This is a genomic window from Leifsonia tongyongensis (assembly GCF_010686705.1).
In the GTDB taxonomy this organism is placed as follows: Bacteria; Actinomycetota; Actinomycetes; order Actinomycetales; family Microbacteriaceae; genus Diaminobutyricibacter; species Diaminobutyricibacter tongyongensis.
On sequence record NZ_JAAGWY010000004.1, the window covers coordinates 244491 to 259747 of the forward strand.

A 15257-nucleotide genomic window follows, 5' to 3' on the forward strand; every position below is an offset into this window, starting at 1 on the left:
CGCCTTTCGCCGTTGCCGCGACGAGTAGATTCGGCGGATGGCGGTCCCGACGTTCGTGAAACGGCGACCGGATGCGCCCGACCTGTTCTTCGAAGCGGAGGCGGCGGGGCTCCGCTGGCTGAGTGAAGCGGAGCCCGACGGCGGGGCGAGGGTCGTCGAGGTGATCGGCGTGTGGCCCGGCGTCATCGAACTGGAGCGCATCCGAGAGGCCCGGCCGACCGCCGACGCAGCTCGCGCATTCGGTGCCGGCCTTGCAATCACCCACCTTGCCGGGGCCGAGGCGTTCGGTGCCCCGCCTGAGCATTGGCGCGGCCCGCTCTACATCGGCGGGAGGCAGCTTCCGGTCGCCTCCGAGAGCTCGTGGGGACGGTTCTACGCGCGCCACCGCATCCTGCCGTACCTGCCGATCGCGGTCGAAGCGGGCAGCGTGAGCCCTGCGCAGCTGCCGGACATCGAACGTGCCACGGCGAGGATCGCATCCGGCGAGCTCGACGACGAGGATCCACCGGCACGCATCCACGGCGACCTGTGGCACGGCAATCTTCTCTGGGACAAGAGCGGCGGCGTCCTCATCGACCCGGCAGCTCACGGCGGTCACCGCGAAACCGATCTTGCGATGCTCGCCTTGTTCGGTTGCCCCTACTTCGACGAGATCGTCGCCGGATACGAAGCAGCCGCGTGGGATCGGGGGAGGCCGTTGCTCTGGGGCTGGCAGGACCGCATCCCGCTGCACCAGCTGCATCCGCTCGCCGTGCACGCGGCGTCATATGGCCCCTCGTACGGGCACGCTCTGCACGAAGCCGCTCTCGCGACGCTCGCGCTCGCGAGCTGATCCAGCCGCCCCGCACCGGCACCTGATAGGATTCTCGCGGTTGACGTGGATATTCTCCCGTCGCCGACAACTGAAGACAGAGCACCAACGGAGCAGGCTGGCAGGAAGCTGGTCCTCGGTGGTGGTATCCGGATGCGACCCGAACGTCACACGCAGCCGTGTATTTCTACTGATGGCCAGACGCGCGCCCACCGAGCGGTCCACGTCGAGAGACGATCGACCGGGTGGGAGGCCGCACGTACACGTAGACACGCGTGTCGATCTGCCTGTTCCCCCTGCTCCGATGTACGAGACGCCGCCCATACGGGGTCGCGCCTCGCCGCCCACACGGGGCGGTCAGTAGTACTGAACAAAGGAGAAAGACCTCTTGGAAGGTCCAGAAATCAAATTCGCCGAAGCCGTTCTCGACAACGGACGTTTCGGCACGCGCACGGTCCGCTTCGAAGCAGGCCGCCTCGCCCAGCAGGCGCAGGGCGCCGTCGCGGCCTACCTCGACGAGGAGACCATGCTGCTGAGCGCGACCAGCGCGAGCAAGCACCCCAAGGACAACTTCGACTTCTTCCCGCTGACGGTGGACGTCGAAGAGCGTTCCTACGCCGCAGGCAAGATCCCCGGCTCGTTCTTCCGTCGTGAGGGTCGTCCCTCGACCGAGGCGATCCTCGTCTGCCGTCTCATCGACCGTCCGCTGCGCCCGTCGTTCGTCGACGGACTCCGCAACGAGGTCCAGATCGTCATCACCGTCCTGAGCATCGCTCCCGGCGAGTTCTACGACGCGCTGGCGATCAACGCCGCCTCGATGTCGACCCAGATCTCCGGCCTGCCGTTCAGCGGTCCGATCGGTGCGGTGCGCCTTGCGCTCATCCCCGGCAACGGCGCTGCTGAAGACCAGTGGATCGCGTTCCCGAACGTGACGCAGCTCGAGGAGGCCGTCTTCGACATCGTCGTCGCCGGCCGCGTGATTACCGCTGCCGATGGTTCGGAAGACGTCGCGATCATGATGGTCGAGGCGGAAGCGACCGAGAACAGCTGGAACCTCATCCAGGGCGGTGCCACCAAGCCGAACGAAGAGGTCGTGGCCCAGGGTCTCGAGGCGGCGAAGCCGTTCCTCAAGCAGCTGGTCGGTGCACAGAACGTGCTCGCGCAGCAGGCCGCGAAGGACATCGCCGAGTACCCGGTGTTCCTTCCGTACTCGAAGGAGACCTACGACAACGTCGCCGGCCTCGCCTACGACGAGCTGGTGAACGTCTACCAGATCGCCGACAAGATCGAGCGCCAGAACGCCGACGACGCCCTCAAGGAGCGCGTCAAGGTCGCTCTGACCGAGAAGGTCGAAGCCGGTGTGCTCGACGCCGAGGTGCTCTCGCAGTTCTCTGCGGCGTACAAGTCGGTGTCGAAGGTGGTCATGCGCGGCCGCGTGCTGCGTGAGGGCATCCGCATCGACGGCCGTGGCCTGACCGACATCCGTCCGCTCGACGCCGAGGTGCAGGTCATCCCGCGCGTCCACGGTTCGGCGATCTTCCAGCGCGGCGAGACCCAGATCCTGGGCGTCACCACGCTGAACATGCTCAAGATGGAGCAGCAGATCGACTCGCTCTCGCCGGTGACGAAGAAGCGTTACCTGCACCACTACAACTTCCCGCCGTACTCGACCGGTGAGACCGGCCGCGTCGGTTCGCCGAAGCGTCGCGAGATCGGGCACGGCTACCTGGCCGAGCGCGCACTCGTGCCGGTGCTGCCGAGCCGCGAGGAGTTCCCGTACGCGATCCGCCAGGTGTCCGAGGCTCTCGGCTCCAACGGTTCGACGTCGATGGGTTCCGTCTGCGCGTCGACCCTGTCGCTGCTGAACGCCGGTGTGCCGCTGCGCGCTCCGGTCGCCGGTATCGCGATGGGCCTGATCTCCGACACCGTCGACGGTGAGACCCGCTATGCGGCCCTCACCGACATCCTCGGCGCCGAAGACGCTCTCGGCGACATGGACTTCAAGGTCGCGGGTACCAGCGAGTTCGTCACGGCGATCCAGCTGGACACGAAGCTCGACGGCATCCCTTCCGCGGTGCTCGCCGGCGCGCTCAAGCAGGCGAAGGATGCTCGTACGACCATCCTCAGCGTGCTGAATGCCGCCATCGACCGGCCGGACGAGATGGCCCCGACCGCGCCGCGGGTGATCTCGGTCCAGATCCCCGTCGACAAGATCGGTGAGCTGATCGGCCCGAAGGGCAAGACGATCAACGCGATCCAGGACGAGACCGGCGCCGAGATCTCGATCGAGGAGGACGGCACCGTCTACATCGGTGCGACCGACGGCCCCTCGGCCGAGGCGGCCCGTGCCCAGGTGAACGCGATCGCGAACCCCACCAACCCGGAGGTCGGCGAGCAGTTCCTCGGAACAGTCGTCAAAATCGCCGCGTTCGGTGCGTTCGTCTCGCTGCTGCCCGGCAAGGACGGCCTGCTGCACATCTCCGAGGTGCGCAAGCTCGCCGGTGGCAAGCGTGTCGAGAACGTCGAAGACGTGCTCAGCGTCGGCCAGAAGATCCTGGTCGAGATCACCAAGATCGACGACCGCGGAAAGCTGTCGCTCGCTCCGGTGCTCGCCGACGAGGCCGACACGCAGGGTCGCGACGCCTCGAGCGAGGGCCCGACGGCTCCCGTCGAGGACGCGGACGCGGACGTCAACGCGTAGCAGTTCGCACTCAACGGATGCCCGTCCCGGTTCGCCGGGGCGGGCATCCGTCGTCTGTGCCGTCGTCTGTGCAGTCGTCTGTGCCGCCCCGCTCAGCGCAAGCGCTGCTCCAGGAGCGGGCGGATGCGGTACGGGATGAGCTCGCCCATGTCGAGCGCGGTCTCGGTGCGCTCGACGCCGTCGCACGCGAGGATCGCACCGTTGATCCGGAACAGGTCTTCCGCATCCAGGCACACGCAGCGCACCAGCAGGTCGCTCGGCCCGCTGAGTCCGTGCGCCTGGATGATCTCGGGGATCGCGGCGAGCGATTGGACGATCCGGGCGAGTTTCTGCTGCTGCACGTGCACCGTGATGAAGGCGGTCAGGGGATATCCGGCAGCGGCCGGATCGATGCGCCGATCGAAGGCGAGGAACACACCCGAGCGCTCCAGCTGAGCCATTCGCGCCTGAACCGTGTTGCGGCTGAGGCCGAGTTCGTCGGCGAGCGAGACGTACGTCGCGCGCGGTTCTCTGCTGAGGGCTATGAGAAGCTGGAAATCGGTGCTGTCGAGGCTGCGCATAGTGCGAAATCTAGCAGGTCGCGACACGCCAGAACAGTGCATCGTGCACACCGCGCGTGTTGCTGGTTGTGCTTTGTGAGCACGCAGCGTACCGTCAGAGGTACTTTCGGCAAGGACGCCGAGGGCCGGTCGACGCGCCACGAACGCAACGACCGGGCGAAGAGCGAAGGCTGCGTGCACCCATGTCAACCGAGAATGTTTCCGCCGGCACCGTCTCCGTCGACGAACACGTCGAACGGGCCCACTCCGCCGAGCCGTCCGAGCGCATGGATGAGATCCAGCTCGGCGCGCTCCATCTGGGCGACATCGACACCGTTCAGCTCCTGACCCCCGACGGCGCCCGACTCTCCGACTCGCGCTACGACGCCTGGGTGGCCGACGTCGGCGACGAGCAGCTTCTGGCCCTCTACGAGGACATGGTGGTCATCCGCCGGATCGACACCGAGGCGACAGCACTGCAGCGCCAGGGCGAACTGGGCCTGTGGCCGCCGCTTCTCGGGCAGGAGGCCGCCCAGGTCGGTTCGGGTCGCGCACTCCGCAGCGACGACTTCGTGTTCTCCAGCTACCGCGAGAACGGCGTCGCATACTGCCGTGGCGCAGATCTCACCGATCTCGTCCGGGTGTGGCGCGGGACGACCGCTTCGGGCTGGGATCCGTACGCGATCAACATGGCGACGCCTCAGGTCATCATCGGCGCCCAGACGTTGCACGCGACCGGGTACGCGATCGGCATCCAGAACGATGGGTCGGATGCGGTCGCCGTCGCCTACTTCGGGGACGGCGCGACGAGCGAGGGCGACGTCACCGAGGCGATGATCTTCGCCGCGACGTATTCGGCGCCCGTGATCTTCTTCTGCCAGAACAACCAGTGGGCGATCTCCGAGCCGGTGACCCTCCAGGCGCAGCGGCCGGTCGCCGAACGCGCTCCGGGCTTCGGCATCCCGAGCGTCCGGGTCGACGGAAACGATGTGCTCGCCGTGATGGCGGTCACCCGGCTCGCTCTTGATCGCGCGCGCGGCGGAGGCGGTCCCACGTTCATCGAGGCGGTCACGTACCGCATGGGGCCGCACACGACCGCCGACGACCCGACGCGCTACCGCGAGGCGTCCGAGGTGGAGTCGTGGCGCGCGAAGGACCCGATCGCCCGGCTTGCCGCCTACCTGACGGAGCGGGGCCTGATGACCGACGAGCGCTCGGAGGCGGTCTCGGCGAAAGCGGATGCGGTGGCGGCCGAGCTGCGCGCCGGCTGCATCGCTCTGCCCGACCCCGAGCCCATGGCGGTGTTCGACCACGTGTACAGCACGTCTCATACGGGGCTGTCCCGCCAGCGCGACCATTACAGCCGATACCTCCGCACGTTCGTCGGCGAAGACACGACGCCGAGCCAGGCGCTCCGCGAGCACGACAGGCTCGACCAGGACAGGCTCGGCCACCAGGACAGGAAAGTATCATGACAACACTGACGATGGCGAAGGCGATCAACGCCGGACTCAGGCGGTCGCTCGCCACGGATGACAAGGTCGTCCTGATGGGTGAGGACATCGGCCGCCTCGGCGGCGTGTACCGCGTCACCGACGGGCTGCAGGCCGAGTTCGGCGCCCGCAGGGTGATGGACACGCCCCTGGCGGAGTCGGGCATCCTCGGCACCGCTGTCGGCCTCGCCTATCGCGGCTTCCGCCCGGTCTGCGAAATCCAGTTCGACGGTTTCATCTACCCGGCGTTCGACCAGATCGTCAGCCAGGTGGCGCGGATGCACTACCGGACCCGCGGCATCGTGAAGATGCCGATCACCATCCGGGTTCCGTTCGCGGGCGGCATCGGTGCCGCCGAGCACCACTCGGATTCGCCGGAGGCCTACTTCGCGCACGCAGCGGGACTCCGGGTCGTGAGCGTCGCCGACCCCCAGGATGCGTACACGATGATCCAGCAGGCGATCGCGTGCGACGACCCTGTGCTGTATTTCGAGCCGAAGCGCCGCTACCACGTCAAGGGCGAGGTCGACGAGCTGACGCCGCTCGACGATGCGCGCCCGATGGGCACGGCCAAGATCGTGACGCCGGGAACGGATGTGACCCTGGTCGCGTACGGTCCGCTCGTCCAGACGGCCAAGGACGCCGCGGTCGCCGCATCCGACGAGGGCATCTCCGTCGAGGTGATCGATCTCCGCTCGCTCGCGCCTGTCGACTTCGACACCGTCGTCGCCTCCGTCCGCAAGACCGGCCGGCTCGTCGTCACGCATGAGGCGGCGCAGTCCGGCGGCCTCGGCGCCGAGGTCGCTGCGAGCATCACCGAGCGGTGCTTCTACTATCTCGAGCACGCGCCGGTGCGGGTGACCGGACACGACATCCCCTACCCGCCGGCGAAGCTCGAGCAGTACCACGTTCCCGACCTGGACCGCATCCTCGACGGTGTGGACCGCGCGATGGACCGGCCGAACTCGCTGACCGGTGTGGAGGACTGACGTGGGTGTCATCAAGGATTTCGCTCTGCCCGACCTCGGTGAGGGACTCACCGAGTCCGAGCTGGTCGAATGGCATGTGGCCGTGGGCGACACGGTCCAGCTGAACCAGATCATTGCGGATGTGGAGACCGCAAAGGCGCTCGTCGAGCTGCCGGCACCGTGGTCCGGTGTCATCTCCCGCCTGTATGTCGAACCGGGCGTGACGGTGAACGTGGGGGAGCGGATCGTCGCATTCGAGGTGGAAGGCGACCCGGGCGACGGTGTTCGGCTGGACGATTCGAGCACGGCTGCGGAGGCGCCGGACGCTCCGGAACCCAATCTGGTGGGCTACGGCGCGCGGGCCGACTCGGCTGCGCGTCCGGCGCGCCGTGTGCGTCCCGGTCTTGCGACCACTGAGCAGGTACCGGCGTCGACACCCGGGTCGACCGCGCCCGAACAGCAGCACGAGGACCAGCAGCAGCCGCAGCCTGCAGCGACCGCGACGCCTGCTCCGACAGTGACAGCGACTCCGACAGTGACAGCGACTCCGATAGTGACAGCGACTCCGACAGTGACCGAACAGGCGACATCGACCGCGACCCCGGAACGCCCTCGGGCGACGCCTCCCGTGCGCAAGCTGGCCCGCGAACTCGGCGTCGACCTGTCCGAGGTTCCGGCGACCGGCGACCGCGGACTCGTCACACGCCACGACGTGGAACAGTTCTCCGCGCGCGTGACGGCACCCGTCGCCGAGCAGGCGCCCGCGCCCCGTCTCCCGCGCACCGGACGGGAGCGCGAGACGCGCATCCCGATCCGCGGAGTGCGCAAGCACACGGCGGAGGCGATGGTCCAGAGCGCGTTCACCGCACCGCACGCGACCGTGTTCCTCACGGTCGACGTGACCGAGACGACGTCGATGCTGGAGCGGATGAAGACGGACCGCGCCTTCGAGGGCGTCCGGATGTCCTTCCTCGTCGTCGTCGCCAAGGCGATGTGCATCGCGGCATCACGCACGCCGTCGATCAATTCGCGCTGGGACGCCCAGGCGAACGAGATCGTGGAGTTCGGCTACGTCAATCTCGGCATCGCCGCCGCGACTCCGCGCGGGCTGCTGGTACCGACGATTCCGGATGCGGACCAGCTGACGCTCGTCGAACTCGCCCGGGCGCTCACCGACCTGGTCGCGGTCGCCCGGGAGGGCCGCACGCCGCCGGAGCGGCTCACGGGCGGGACCCTCTCGGTCTCGAACGTCGGGGTGTTCGGCGTCGACACGGGCACACCCATCCTGAATCCGGGTGAGGCGGGCATTCTCGCGCTGGGTGCAGTGCGGCGGCAGCCGTGGGAGCACGACGGCGGGATCGCCCTGCGCGATGTCGTGACGCTCAGCGTCTCGTTCGATCACCGTCTCGTAGACGGCGAGCAGGCATCCCGGTTCATCGCGGATGTCGGGCGGATCCTGTCCGAGCCCGGTTCCGTGCTGACGATGGTCTGACCGGCTCGGTCAGCGGACAGGGGCGTTGAGTCCTGCCCACGCCATGGCTTCGAGCACCGGCCGGGCTGTGGCCGGGTCGATGGCCCGGCCGTGGGTGCGCGCGCTGTGCGGCGTCGAGTTGATGAGGCCGAACGTGGCCTGGACGCGCACCCGGAGCACGGTCGCGTCGAGCGAGGGGTGCAGGCGGCCGAGCACGGCGGTCCACTGCTCGATGTAGCGGCGCTGGAGGCTCCGCACCTCGCGGCGGTCTTCGTCGGCCAGGGAGTCCAGATCGCGGTCCTGCACGCGGATCACGTCCGGGTTGCCGAGTGCGAAGTCGGCGTGGAAGGCGATCAGCGATCGGAGCGCCAGCGCGTCGTCCGCCGACCTCTCGACGACCGCCCTGCCTCCGTCGAGAAGGTCCTGGCTGACGCCGACCAGCAGGGCCGCGAGCACGGCCTGCTTACCGGCGAAGTGGCGGTAGACCGCCGGTCCGCTCACGCCGACCGCGGTGCCGAGGTCTTCGATCGAGACACCGTTGAAGCCCCTGTCGGCGAAGAGTTTGGCGGCGGCGTCGAGAAGGGCTGCGCGGCGGTCGGCTTTGGCCTGGCTCCGCTGGGTCGGGCGGGCGCCGTCCACGACTTCTGTCACGTGGCTGCTCCTTGCGCTGGACAATTCGGTTAATGAACACTAACCTAAATGTGAGTTAGTGGCTACTAACTGAACGGATGCGACGAGGGAGTCGGCGAATAGCTCATGCACACGCTCACGACGGCGATCGAAACCGGGGACGCGCGCTTCACCGCCAACGACGAGGCCCAGCGCGCTCTCGTCGCCGAGTTGCACGAACGCCTCGAGGTCGCGGCTGCGGGCGGCCCTGAGCGCTCGCGAGAGCGTCACGTCGCGCGTGGCAAGCTGCTTCCCCGGGACCGCATCGACGAGCTCCTCGACGATGGCAGCCCGTTCCTCGAGATCGCTCCGCTCGCTGCGACCGGGCTCTACGACGACGAGTGCCCCGCGGCCGGCCTCATCGCCGGCATCGGGCTCGTACACGGCCGCCAGGTGCTCGTCATCTGCAACGACGCCACCGTCAAGGGCGGCACGTACTACCCGATGACCGTCAAGAAGCACCTGCGCGCACAGGAGATCGCCCTCGAGAACCGGCTTCCGTGCATCTACCTCGTCGACTCGGGCGGGGCGTTCCTGCCGATGCAGGACGAGGTCTTCCCCGATCGCGACCATTTCGGGCGCATCTTCTTCAACCAGGCACGCATGTCGGCCGCCAAGATCCCGCAGATCGCCGCCGTGCTCGGTTCGTGCACCGCCGGCGGCGCGTACGTGCCGGCGATGAGCGATGAGACAGTGATCGTCCGCAACCAGGGCACGATCTTCCTCGGCGGCCCGCCGCTCGTGAAGGCGGCCATCGGCGAGGTCGTCACCGCCGAGGAGCTCGGCGGCGGAGAACTGCACGCCCGCACGTCCGGCGTCGTCGACCATCTCGCCGAGAACGACCGCCACGCGCTGCAGATCGTCCGCGACATCGTCGCCACCCTTCCCGCACCGGCGGAGCCGGCGTGGCGGGTCATCGAGACCCGGGAGCCGGCGGTCGACCCATCGTCGCTCTACGGCGTGGTGCCGGTCGACGTCCAGGCCCCGTACGACGTGCGCGAGGTGATCGCGCGCTTGGTGGATGCCAGCGAGTTCCACGAGTTCAAGGCGGAGTACGGTCCTACTCTCGTCACAGGCTTCGCGCACATCCACGGTCATCCGGTCGGCATCGTCGCCAACAACGGCGTGCTGTTCAGCGAGTCCGCCCTCAAGGGTGCGCACTTCATCGAACTGTGCGACCAGCGGGGCATCCCGCTGCTGTTCCTCCAGAACATCTCCGGCTTCATGGTCGGGCGCGACTACGAGGCGGGCGGGATCGCCAAGCACGGCGCGAAGATGGTCACGGCGGTCGCAACGACGCGGGTGCCCAAGCTGACCGTCGTGATCGGCGGATCGTTCGGCGCGGGCAACTACTCGATGTGCGGCCGGGCGTACTCGCCGCGCTTCCTCTGGATGTGGCCGGCGAGCCGCATCTCGGTCATGGGCGGCGCGCAGGCGTCGTCGGTGCTGGCCACCGTCAAACGCGAGCAGCTCGAGGGCCGCGGTGAAGACTGGTCGGCAGAGGACGAGGCGGCCTTCAAGGCCCCGATCGCCGAGCAGTACGAACATCAGGGAAGCCCTTACTATTCGACCGGCAGGCTCTGGGACGACGGTGTCATCGACCCCGCCGACACCCGCACCATTCTCGGGCTCGCCCTCGACACCTGCTCCCGTACCCCGCTGGCCGACTCGGCCTTCGGCCTGTTCCGGATGTGACGACCATGACCCCAGCAACCCACGGCGCTCCAGGCAACGTGCCCACCGCCACCCCACTGTTCGGCACCGTGCTCGTGGCCAATCGCGGCGAGATCGCCTGCCGTGTCATCCGGACGCTCCGTGAGCTCGGCATCCGTTCGGTCGCCGTCTACAGCGACCCGGACCGAACCGCAGCGCATGTCGCGCTCGCCGACGAAGCCGTTCGCATCGGGCCGGCCCCCGCCCGCGACAGCTACCTGAACATCGACGCGATCCTCGAGGCCGCACGCCGGACGGGGGCGCAGGCCGTCCATCCGGGCTACGGCTTCCTCTCCGAGAGCGCTGCCTTCGCCGACGCCTGCGCGGCTGCGGGTGTCGCGTTCATCGGCCCCGGAGTCGCGGCCCTCGACGTGATGGGCGACAAGATCCGGGCCAAGCTGGCCGTGGCCGAACACGGCGTTCCGACCATTCCCGGCGTCGCGAAGCCGGGACTCGACGACGCACAGCTCATCGAGGCGGCCGCCGAGGTGGGTTACCCACTGCTCGTCAAGCCCTCGGCCGGCGGAGGCGGCAAAGGTATGCAGGTGGTCCGTTCGGCCGACGAACTCCCCGACGCCCTCGCCGCCGCGCGACGCGTCGCTGCCGCGGCCTTCGGCGACGACACCCTCTTCCTCGAACGCCTCGTCGAGTCGCCCCGGCACATCGAGGTGCAGGTGCTCGCCGACACCCACGGCACGACCATCCACCTGGGCGAGCGCGAATGCTCCCTGCAGCGGAGGCACCAGAAGGTCGTCGAAGAGGCGCCCTCGCCGCTGCTCGACGCCGAGACCCGCGAGCGGATCGGCCGGGCGGCCTGCGCGGTCGCCGAGAGCGTCGACTACGTCGGCGCCGGCACCGTCGAGTTCCTCGTCTCCGACGCGTCGCCCGGCGAGTTCTTCTTCATGGAGATGAACACCCGTCTCCAGGTCGAGCACCCCGTCACCGAACTCGTCACCGGGATCGACCTGGTGGAGTGGCAGGTCAGGATCGCCGCGGGCGAGGCGCTCCCCTTCGTCCAGGATGACATCCGCCTCCGCGGTCACGCGATCGAAGTGCGGGTGTACGCCGAGAACCCCGAGCGCGACTTCCTCCCCACCGACGGCACCATCCTCGTGCTGAGCGAGCCGAGCGGAGCGGGCGTCCGCGTCGACAGCGGTCTGGTCCAGGGCAACGACATCGTTCCCGACTACGACCCGATGCTGTCGAAAGTGATCGCGTGGGGCGCGGACCGCGAGACGGCTCTCCGCCGGCTGGATGCGGCGCTGGCCGAGACGGTCATCCTGGGCGCGACGACGAACGTCGGCTACCTGCGCACCCTGCTCGCCGACGACGATGTGCGCGCCGGACGTATCGACACCACCCTGATCGACCGCCGGTTCTCGCACCTCGTCGCCCGGGAGGCCGACGTGGCCGAGCTCGTCGCGGTCGCGTTGCTGCGTCACCTGAGCCGCAGGAACGGGCATGACCCGGCGGCGGATGCGCATTCCGGCGGTCGCGCGGCGAGCTCTGCCCTCTGGCGCACACCCGACGGCTGGCGCCTGGCCGCACCCCGGCCTTCCGCTTACCGGATCACGACCGGCCCGACCGACCGTGTCGATGTGTTCGTGCGGCAATCCGCGGGCGACGGCCGCGTCGTCGATGACGCCCGCCTCCGCGCATCCGTCACCGTCGACGGCGTCGAACACGCCGCCGAACTCGTCCTGCTGCTCGCGGCCGGGGGACTGCCGGCACGCGCATCCGTCACCCTCGACGGGCTGACGCGCGACTTCGTCTTCGCCGAGACTCCGGCGAGCACCTGGCTCGGCGCCGAGGGCCGGGCGCGCGAGTTCCGCATCCTCACCCGCAGCGAAGCGCTCGCCGAAGAGCTGGCCACCGTGATCCGTGCGGAGGGCACCGCCGACCCCGACGTGCGCTCGCCGATGCCGGGCACGGTCGTGTCGGTCGCGGTGACCCCCGGCGATCATGTGGATGCGGGCGACACCCTCGTCACCGTCGAGGCGATGAAGATGGAGCACCGTCTCACCGCACCGGTCGCCGGTATCGCCCACGTCACCGTCTCACCCGGCGACCTGGTGAAGCTCGACCAGCTCGTCGCGACGATCCACGCCGCACAACCCGTCGACGACATATCCGTTGACACCATCGCAGAGCCGACACAATCGGCCGAACCGGAGAACACCGAGGTACCGACATGACCATGACACTCCCTGCAATCGAGCCCGCCACCGAGGTCGCCGGCTTCGAGCTGACCGACGACCACAAGCGCCTCGTCGCCGAGGTGCGCGACTTCGCCGACCGGGTCGTGGCTCCCGCAGCATACGAGTACGACACGAAGCGCAGCCTGCCGTACGACATCATCGGCCAGATGGGCGAGATGGGCCTCTTCGGCCTGCCGTTCCCTGTCGAGTACGGCGGCCAGGGCAAGGACTACCTGTCGCTGTGTCTCGCCGTCGAGCAGCTCGGGCGCGCCGACCAGAGCATCGGTGTCACCCTGGAGGCCGGTGTCGGCCTCGGCGTCATGCCGATCTTCCGCCACGGCAACGAGGCCCAGAAGCAGGAATGGCTGCCGATGCTCACCTCGGGCAAGGCGCTCGCAGGCTTCGGTCTCACCGAGGCGGATGCGGGATCGGATGCCGCGGGCACCAAGACCTCCGCGGTCCTCCGCGACGGCGAGTGGGTCATCAACGGCACCAAGCAGTTCATCACCAACTCGGGCACCGACATCACCCGGCTCGTCACCATCACTGCAGTGACCGGCGAGGAGCTCCGCGCCGACGGGAGCATCAAGAAGGAGCTGTCGGCCATCCTCGTTCCCGTGCCGACTCCCGGCCTTGTGCAGGAGCCGTCTTACGACAAGGTCGGTTGGCACACCTCGGACACGCATCCGCTCACCCTCACCGATGTGCGCGTGCCCCAGGCGAACCTCCTCGGCGAGCGCGGGCGCGGGTTCGCGAACTTCATCCAGACGCTCGACGAAGGCCGGATCGCGTTCGCTGCACTCTGCACGGGCGCCGCGCAGGGCTGCCTCGAGGAGGCCATCCGCTATTCGAAGTCCCGCAACGTCTTCGGGCGCGCGATCGGCTCGAACCAGTACATCGCCTTCAAGATCGCCCGGATGCAGGCCCGGGTGCACACGGCGCGTCTCGCCTATTACGACGCGGTCTTCAAGATGATGGCCGGTAAGCCTTTCAAGATGGAGGCGTCGATCGCCAAGATGGTGGGAAGCGAGGCCGCGATGGACAACGCGCGCGACGCCACCCAGATCTTCGGAGGCTACGGATTCATGAACGAGAACCCGGTCGCACGGCACTACCGCGACGCGAAGATCCTCGAGATCGGCGAAGGCACGACCGAGGTCCAGCTGATGGTCATCGCACGCTCGCTCGGCTTCGACGCCTAGGTTCGACGCACACAGTTCGCAGGAGCTCGACCCAGAGTTCGACCCAGAGGAGGAGATCGACGATGATCGACAAGGTGGTGGCCAGCGCCGCGGAGGCGATCGCGGACATCCCGGACGGCGCTTCGCTCGCCGTCGGCGGCTTCGGGCTGTGCGGCATCCCGAGCGCGCTCATCCAGGCGCTGCACGAGAAGGGGACGACCGGTCTCGACGTTGTCAGCAACAACTGCGGCGTCGACGACTGGGGGCTGGGCATCCTGCTCGCCGACCGGCGTATCCGGCGCATGGTCAGCTCCTACGTCGGTGAGAACAAGGAGTTCGCCCGGCAGTTCCTCTCCGGTGAGCTGGAGGTCGAGCTGACGCCGCAGGGCACGCTCGCCGAGAAGCTGCGCGCCGGGGGTGCCGGCATTCCCGCGTTCTACACGCCGGCGGGGGTCGGCACCCAGATCAGCGAGGGCGGCCTGCCGCGGCTGTACGCTCCGGATGGATCGATCGCGGTCGCATCGGAGCCGAAGGAGGTGCGCACGTTCGACGGCGCCGACTATGTCCTCGAGCGATCGGTGACACCCGACTTCGCCCTGGTGCACGCCGCGAAGGGCGACCGCTACGGCAACCTGGTCTTCCACGCGGCGGCGATGAACTTCAACCCGCTTGCGGCCATGGCCGGGCGGATCACCATCGCCGAAGTGGAGGAGGTCGTCGAGGCAGGGGAGCTGGACCCGGAGTGCATCCACACCCCGGGCATCTACGTGCAGCGGGTGGTACTCGCAGCCGACACGGAGAAAAGGATCGAACGGCGCACGGTCGCCCTGGCCGACGGGAGCGCACGCTGATGGCCCTCACCCGCAACGAACTCGCAGCGCGCGTCGCCCTCGAACTCGAGAACGGCCAGTACGTCAACCTGGGGATCGGGATGCCCACCCTGATCCCGAACTACATCCCCGACGGTGTCGAGGTCATCCTCCACTCCGAGAACGGTATTCTCGGCGTCGGTCCGTACCCGGCCGAGGATGCGGTCGACCCCGACCTCATCAATGCGGGCAAAGAGACGGTGACCGTCAATCGCGGTGCGGCCTTCTTCGACTCGTCGACCTCTTTCGGCATGGTGCGCGGCGGTCACGTCGATCTCGCGGTGCTCGGCGCGATGGAGGTCTCGCAAGCGGGCGACCTCGCCAACTGGATGATCCCCGGCAAGATGGTCAAAGGCATGGGTGGCGCCATGGACCTGGTCTTCGGCGCAAAACGGCTCATCGTGATGATGGAGCACGTCGACAGGGAGGGCCGACCCAAGATCCTCACCGAATGCACGCTGCCCCTGACCGGGCGCGGATGCGTCGACCGCATCATCACCGACCTGGCCGTGATCGACATCGAACGCTCCGACGACGGCACGTCGTCCCTCGTGCTCCGCGAACTCGCACCGGGCGTGAGCGTCGACGAGGTCGTCGCAGCGACCGGCGCCCCACTGCGGATCGAGCTCTCATGAAAGACGGGT

12 protein-coding genes are annotated in these 15257 nt (G+C 68.4%); 10 read left to right on the top strand and 2 right to left on the bottom strand.

Translation table 11 applies throughout. The annotated features are described in order from the left end of the window. Positions 1 to 37 precede the first annotated feature (37 nt). Together G3T36_RS16715 and G3T36_RS16720 are read left to right on the top strand one after the other, a co-directional pair. Positions 38 to 832: a fructosamine kinase family protein gene (locus G3T36_RS16715; protein WP_163290953.1), complete on the top strand. Its 795-nt coding sequence runs from the start codon at positions 38 to 40 to the stop codon at positions 830 to 832. A 367-nt stretch (positions 833 to 1199) separates the two neighbouring features. Continuing rightward, the gene (locus G3T36_RS16720; RefSeq protein ID WP_163290954.1) at positions 1200 to 3512 is read left to right on the top strand and encodes a polyribonucleotide nucleotidyltransferase; all 2313 of its coding nucleotides are present in this window, start codon (positions 1200 to 1202) and stop codon (positions 3510 to 3512) included. Between the two features lie 92 nt (positions 3513 to 3604). Here G3T36_RS16720 and G3T36_RS16725 read toward each other — a convergent pair whose 3' ends face one another. After that, positions 3605 to 4072 carry an Lrp/AsnC family transcriptional regulator gene (locus G3T36_RS16725; RefSeq protein WP_163290955.1) on the bottom strand — a complete coding sequence of 156 codons (468 nt, stop codon included), beginning with the start codon at positions 4070 to 4072 and terminating at the stop codon, positions 3605 to 3607. Between the two features lie 266 nt (positions 4073 to 4338). On the opposite strand from G3T36_RS16725, the gene pdhA reads away from it, so the two are divergent. From pdhA to G3T36_RS16740, 3 genes are read left to right on the top strand one after another with little or no spacing between them, the layout of a single operon-like run. Then, complete coding sequence (gene pdhA / locus G3T36_RS16730) at positions 4339 to 5526, top strand: pyruvate dehydrogenase (acetyl-transferring) E1 component subunit alpha (RefSeq protein WP_163291123.1); 1188 nt, start codon at positions 4339 to 4341, stop codon at positions 5524 to 5526. Beyond that, the gene (locus G3T36_RS16735) at positions 5523 to 6533 is read left to right on the top strand and encodes an alpha-ketoacid dehydrogenase subunit beta (RefSeq protein WP_163290956.1); all 1011 of its coding nucleotides are present in this window, start codon (positions 5523 to 5525) and stop codon (positions 6531 to 6533) included. The genes pdhA and G3T36_RS16735 overlap by 4 nt, the downstream gene beginning before the upstream one ends. A 1-nt stretch (position 6534) precedes the next feature. Beyond that, complete coding sequence (locus G3T36_RS16740) at positions 6535 to 8004, top strand: 2-oxo acid dehydrogenase subunit E2 (protein WP_163290957.1); 1470 nt, start codon at positions 6535 to 6537, stop codon at positions 8002 to 8004. Positions 8005 to 8013: 9 nt separating this feature from the next. On the opposite strand, the gene G3T36_RS16745 is transcribed toward G3T36_RS16740, so the two are convergent. Beyond that, entirely contained in the window at positions 8014 to 8634 is a 621-nt protein-coding gene (locus G3T36_RS16745) for an SACE_7040 family transcriptional regulator (protein ID WP_163290958.1), read from the bottom strand. A gap of 105 nt (positions 8635 to 8739) precedes the next feature. Between G3T36_RS16745 and G3T36_RS16750 the strand changes: the two genes are divergently transcribed. From G3T36_RS16750 to G3T36_RS16770, 5 genes are all read left to right on the top strand, one after another. Beyond that, positions 8740 to 10347: a carboxyl transferase domain-containing protein gene (locus G3T36_RS16750; RefSeq protein WP_163290960.1), complete on the top strand. Its 1608-nt coding sequence runs from the start codon at positions 8740 to 8742 to the stop codon at positions 10345 to 10347. Positions 10348 to 10352: 5 nt separating this feature from the next. Then, positions 10353 to 12560 carry an acetyl/propionyl/methylcrotonyl-CoA carboxylase subunit alpha gene (locus G3T36_RS16755; RefSeq protein WP_163290961.1) on the top strand — a complete coding sequence of 736 codons (2208 nt, stop codon included), beginning with the start codon at positions 10353 to 10355 and terminating at the stop codon, positions 12558 to 12560. 2 nt (positions 12561 to 12562) lie between these two features. Next, positions 12563 to 13765, top strand: a complete 1203-nt coding sequence (locus tag G3T36_RS16760) for an acyl-CoA dehydrogenase family protein (RefSeq protein WP_163291124.1) — start codon at positions 12563 to 12565, stop codon at positions 13763 to 13765. Between the two features lie 62 nt (positions 13766 to 13827). After that, complete coding sequence (locus G3T36_RS16765) at positions 13828 to 14595, top strand: CoA transferase subunit A (protein ID WP_163290962.1); 768 nt, start codon at positions 13828 to 13830, stop codon at positions 14593 to 14595. After that, positions 14595 to 15248 (top strand): CoA transferase subunit B, encoded by a 654-nt coding sequence (locus G3T36_RS16770; RefSeq protein WP_163290964.1) that lies wholly within the window; start codon positions 14595 to 14597, stop codon positions 15246 to 15248. Before G3T36_RS16765 ends, G3T36_RS16770 begins: the two co-directional genes overlap by 1 nt. Positions 15249 to 15257 lie beyond the last annotated feature (9 nt).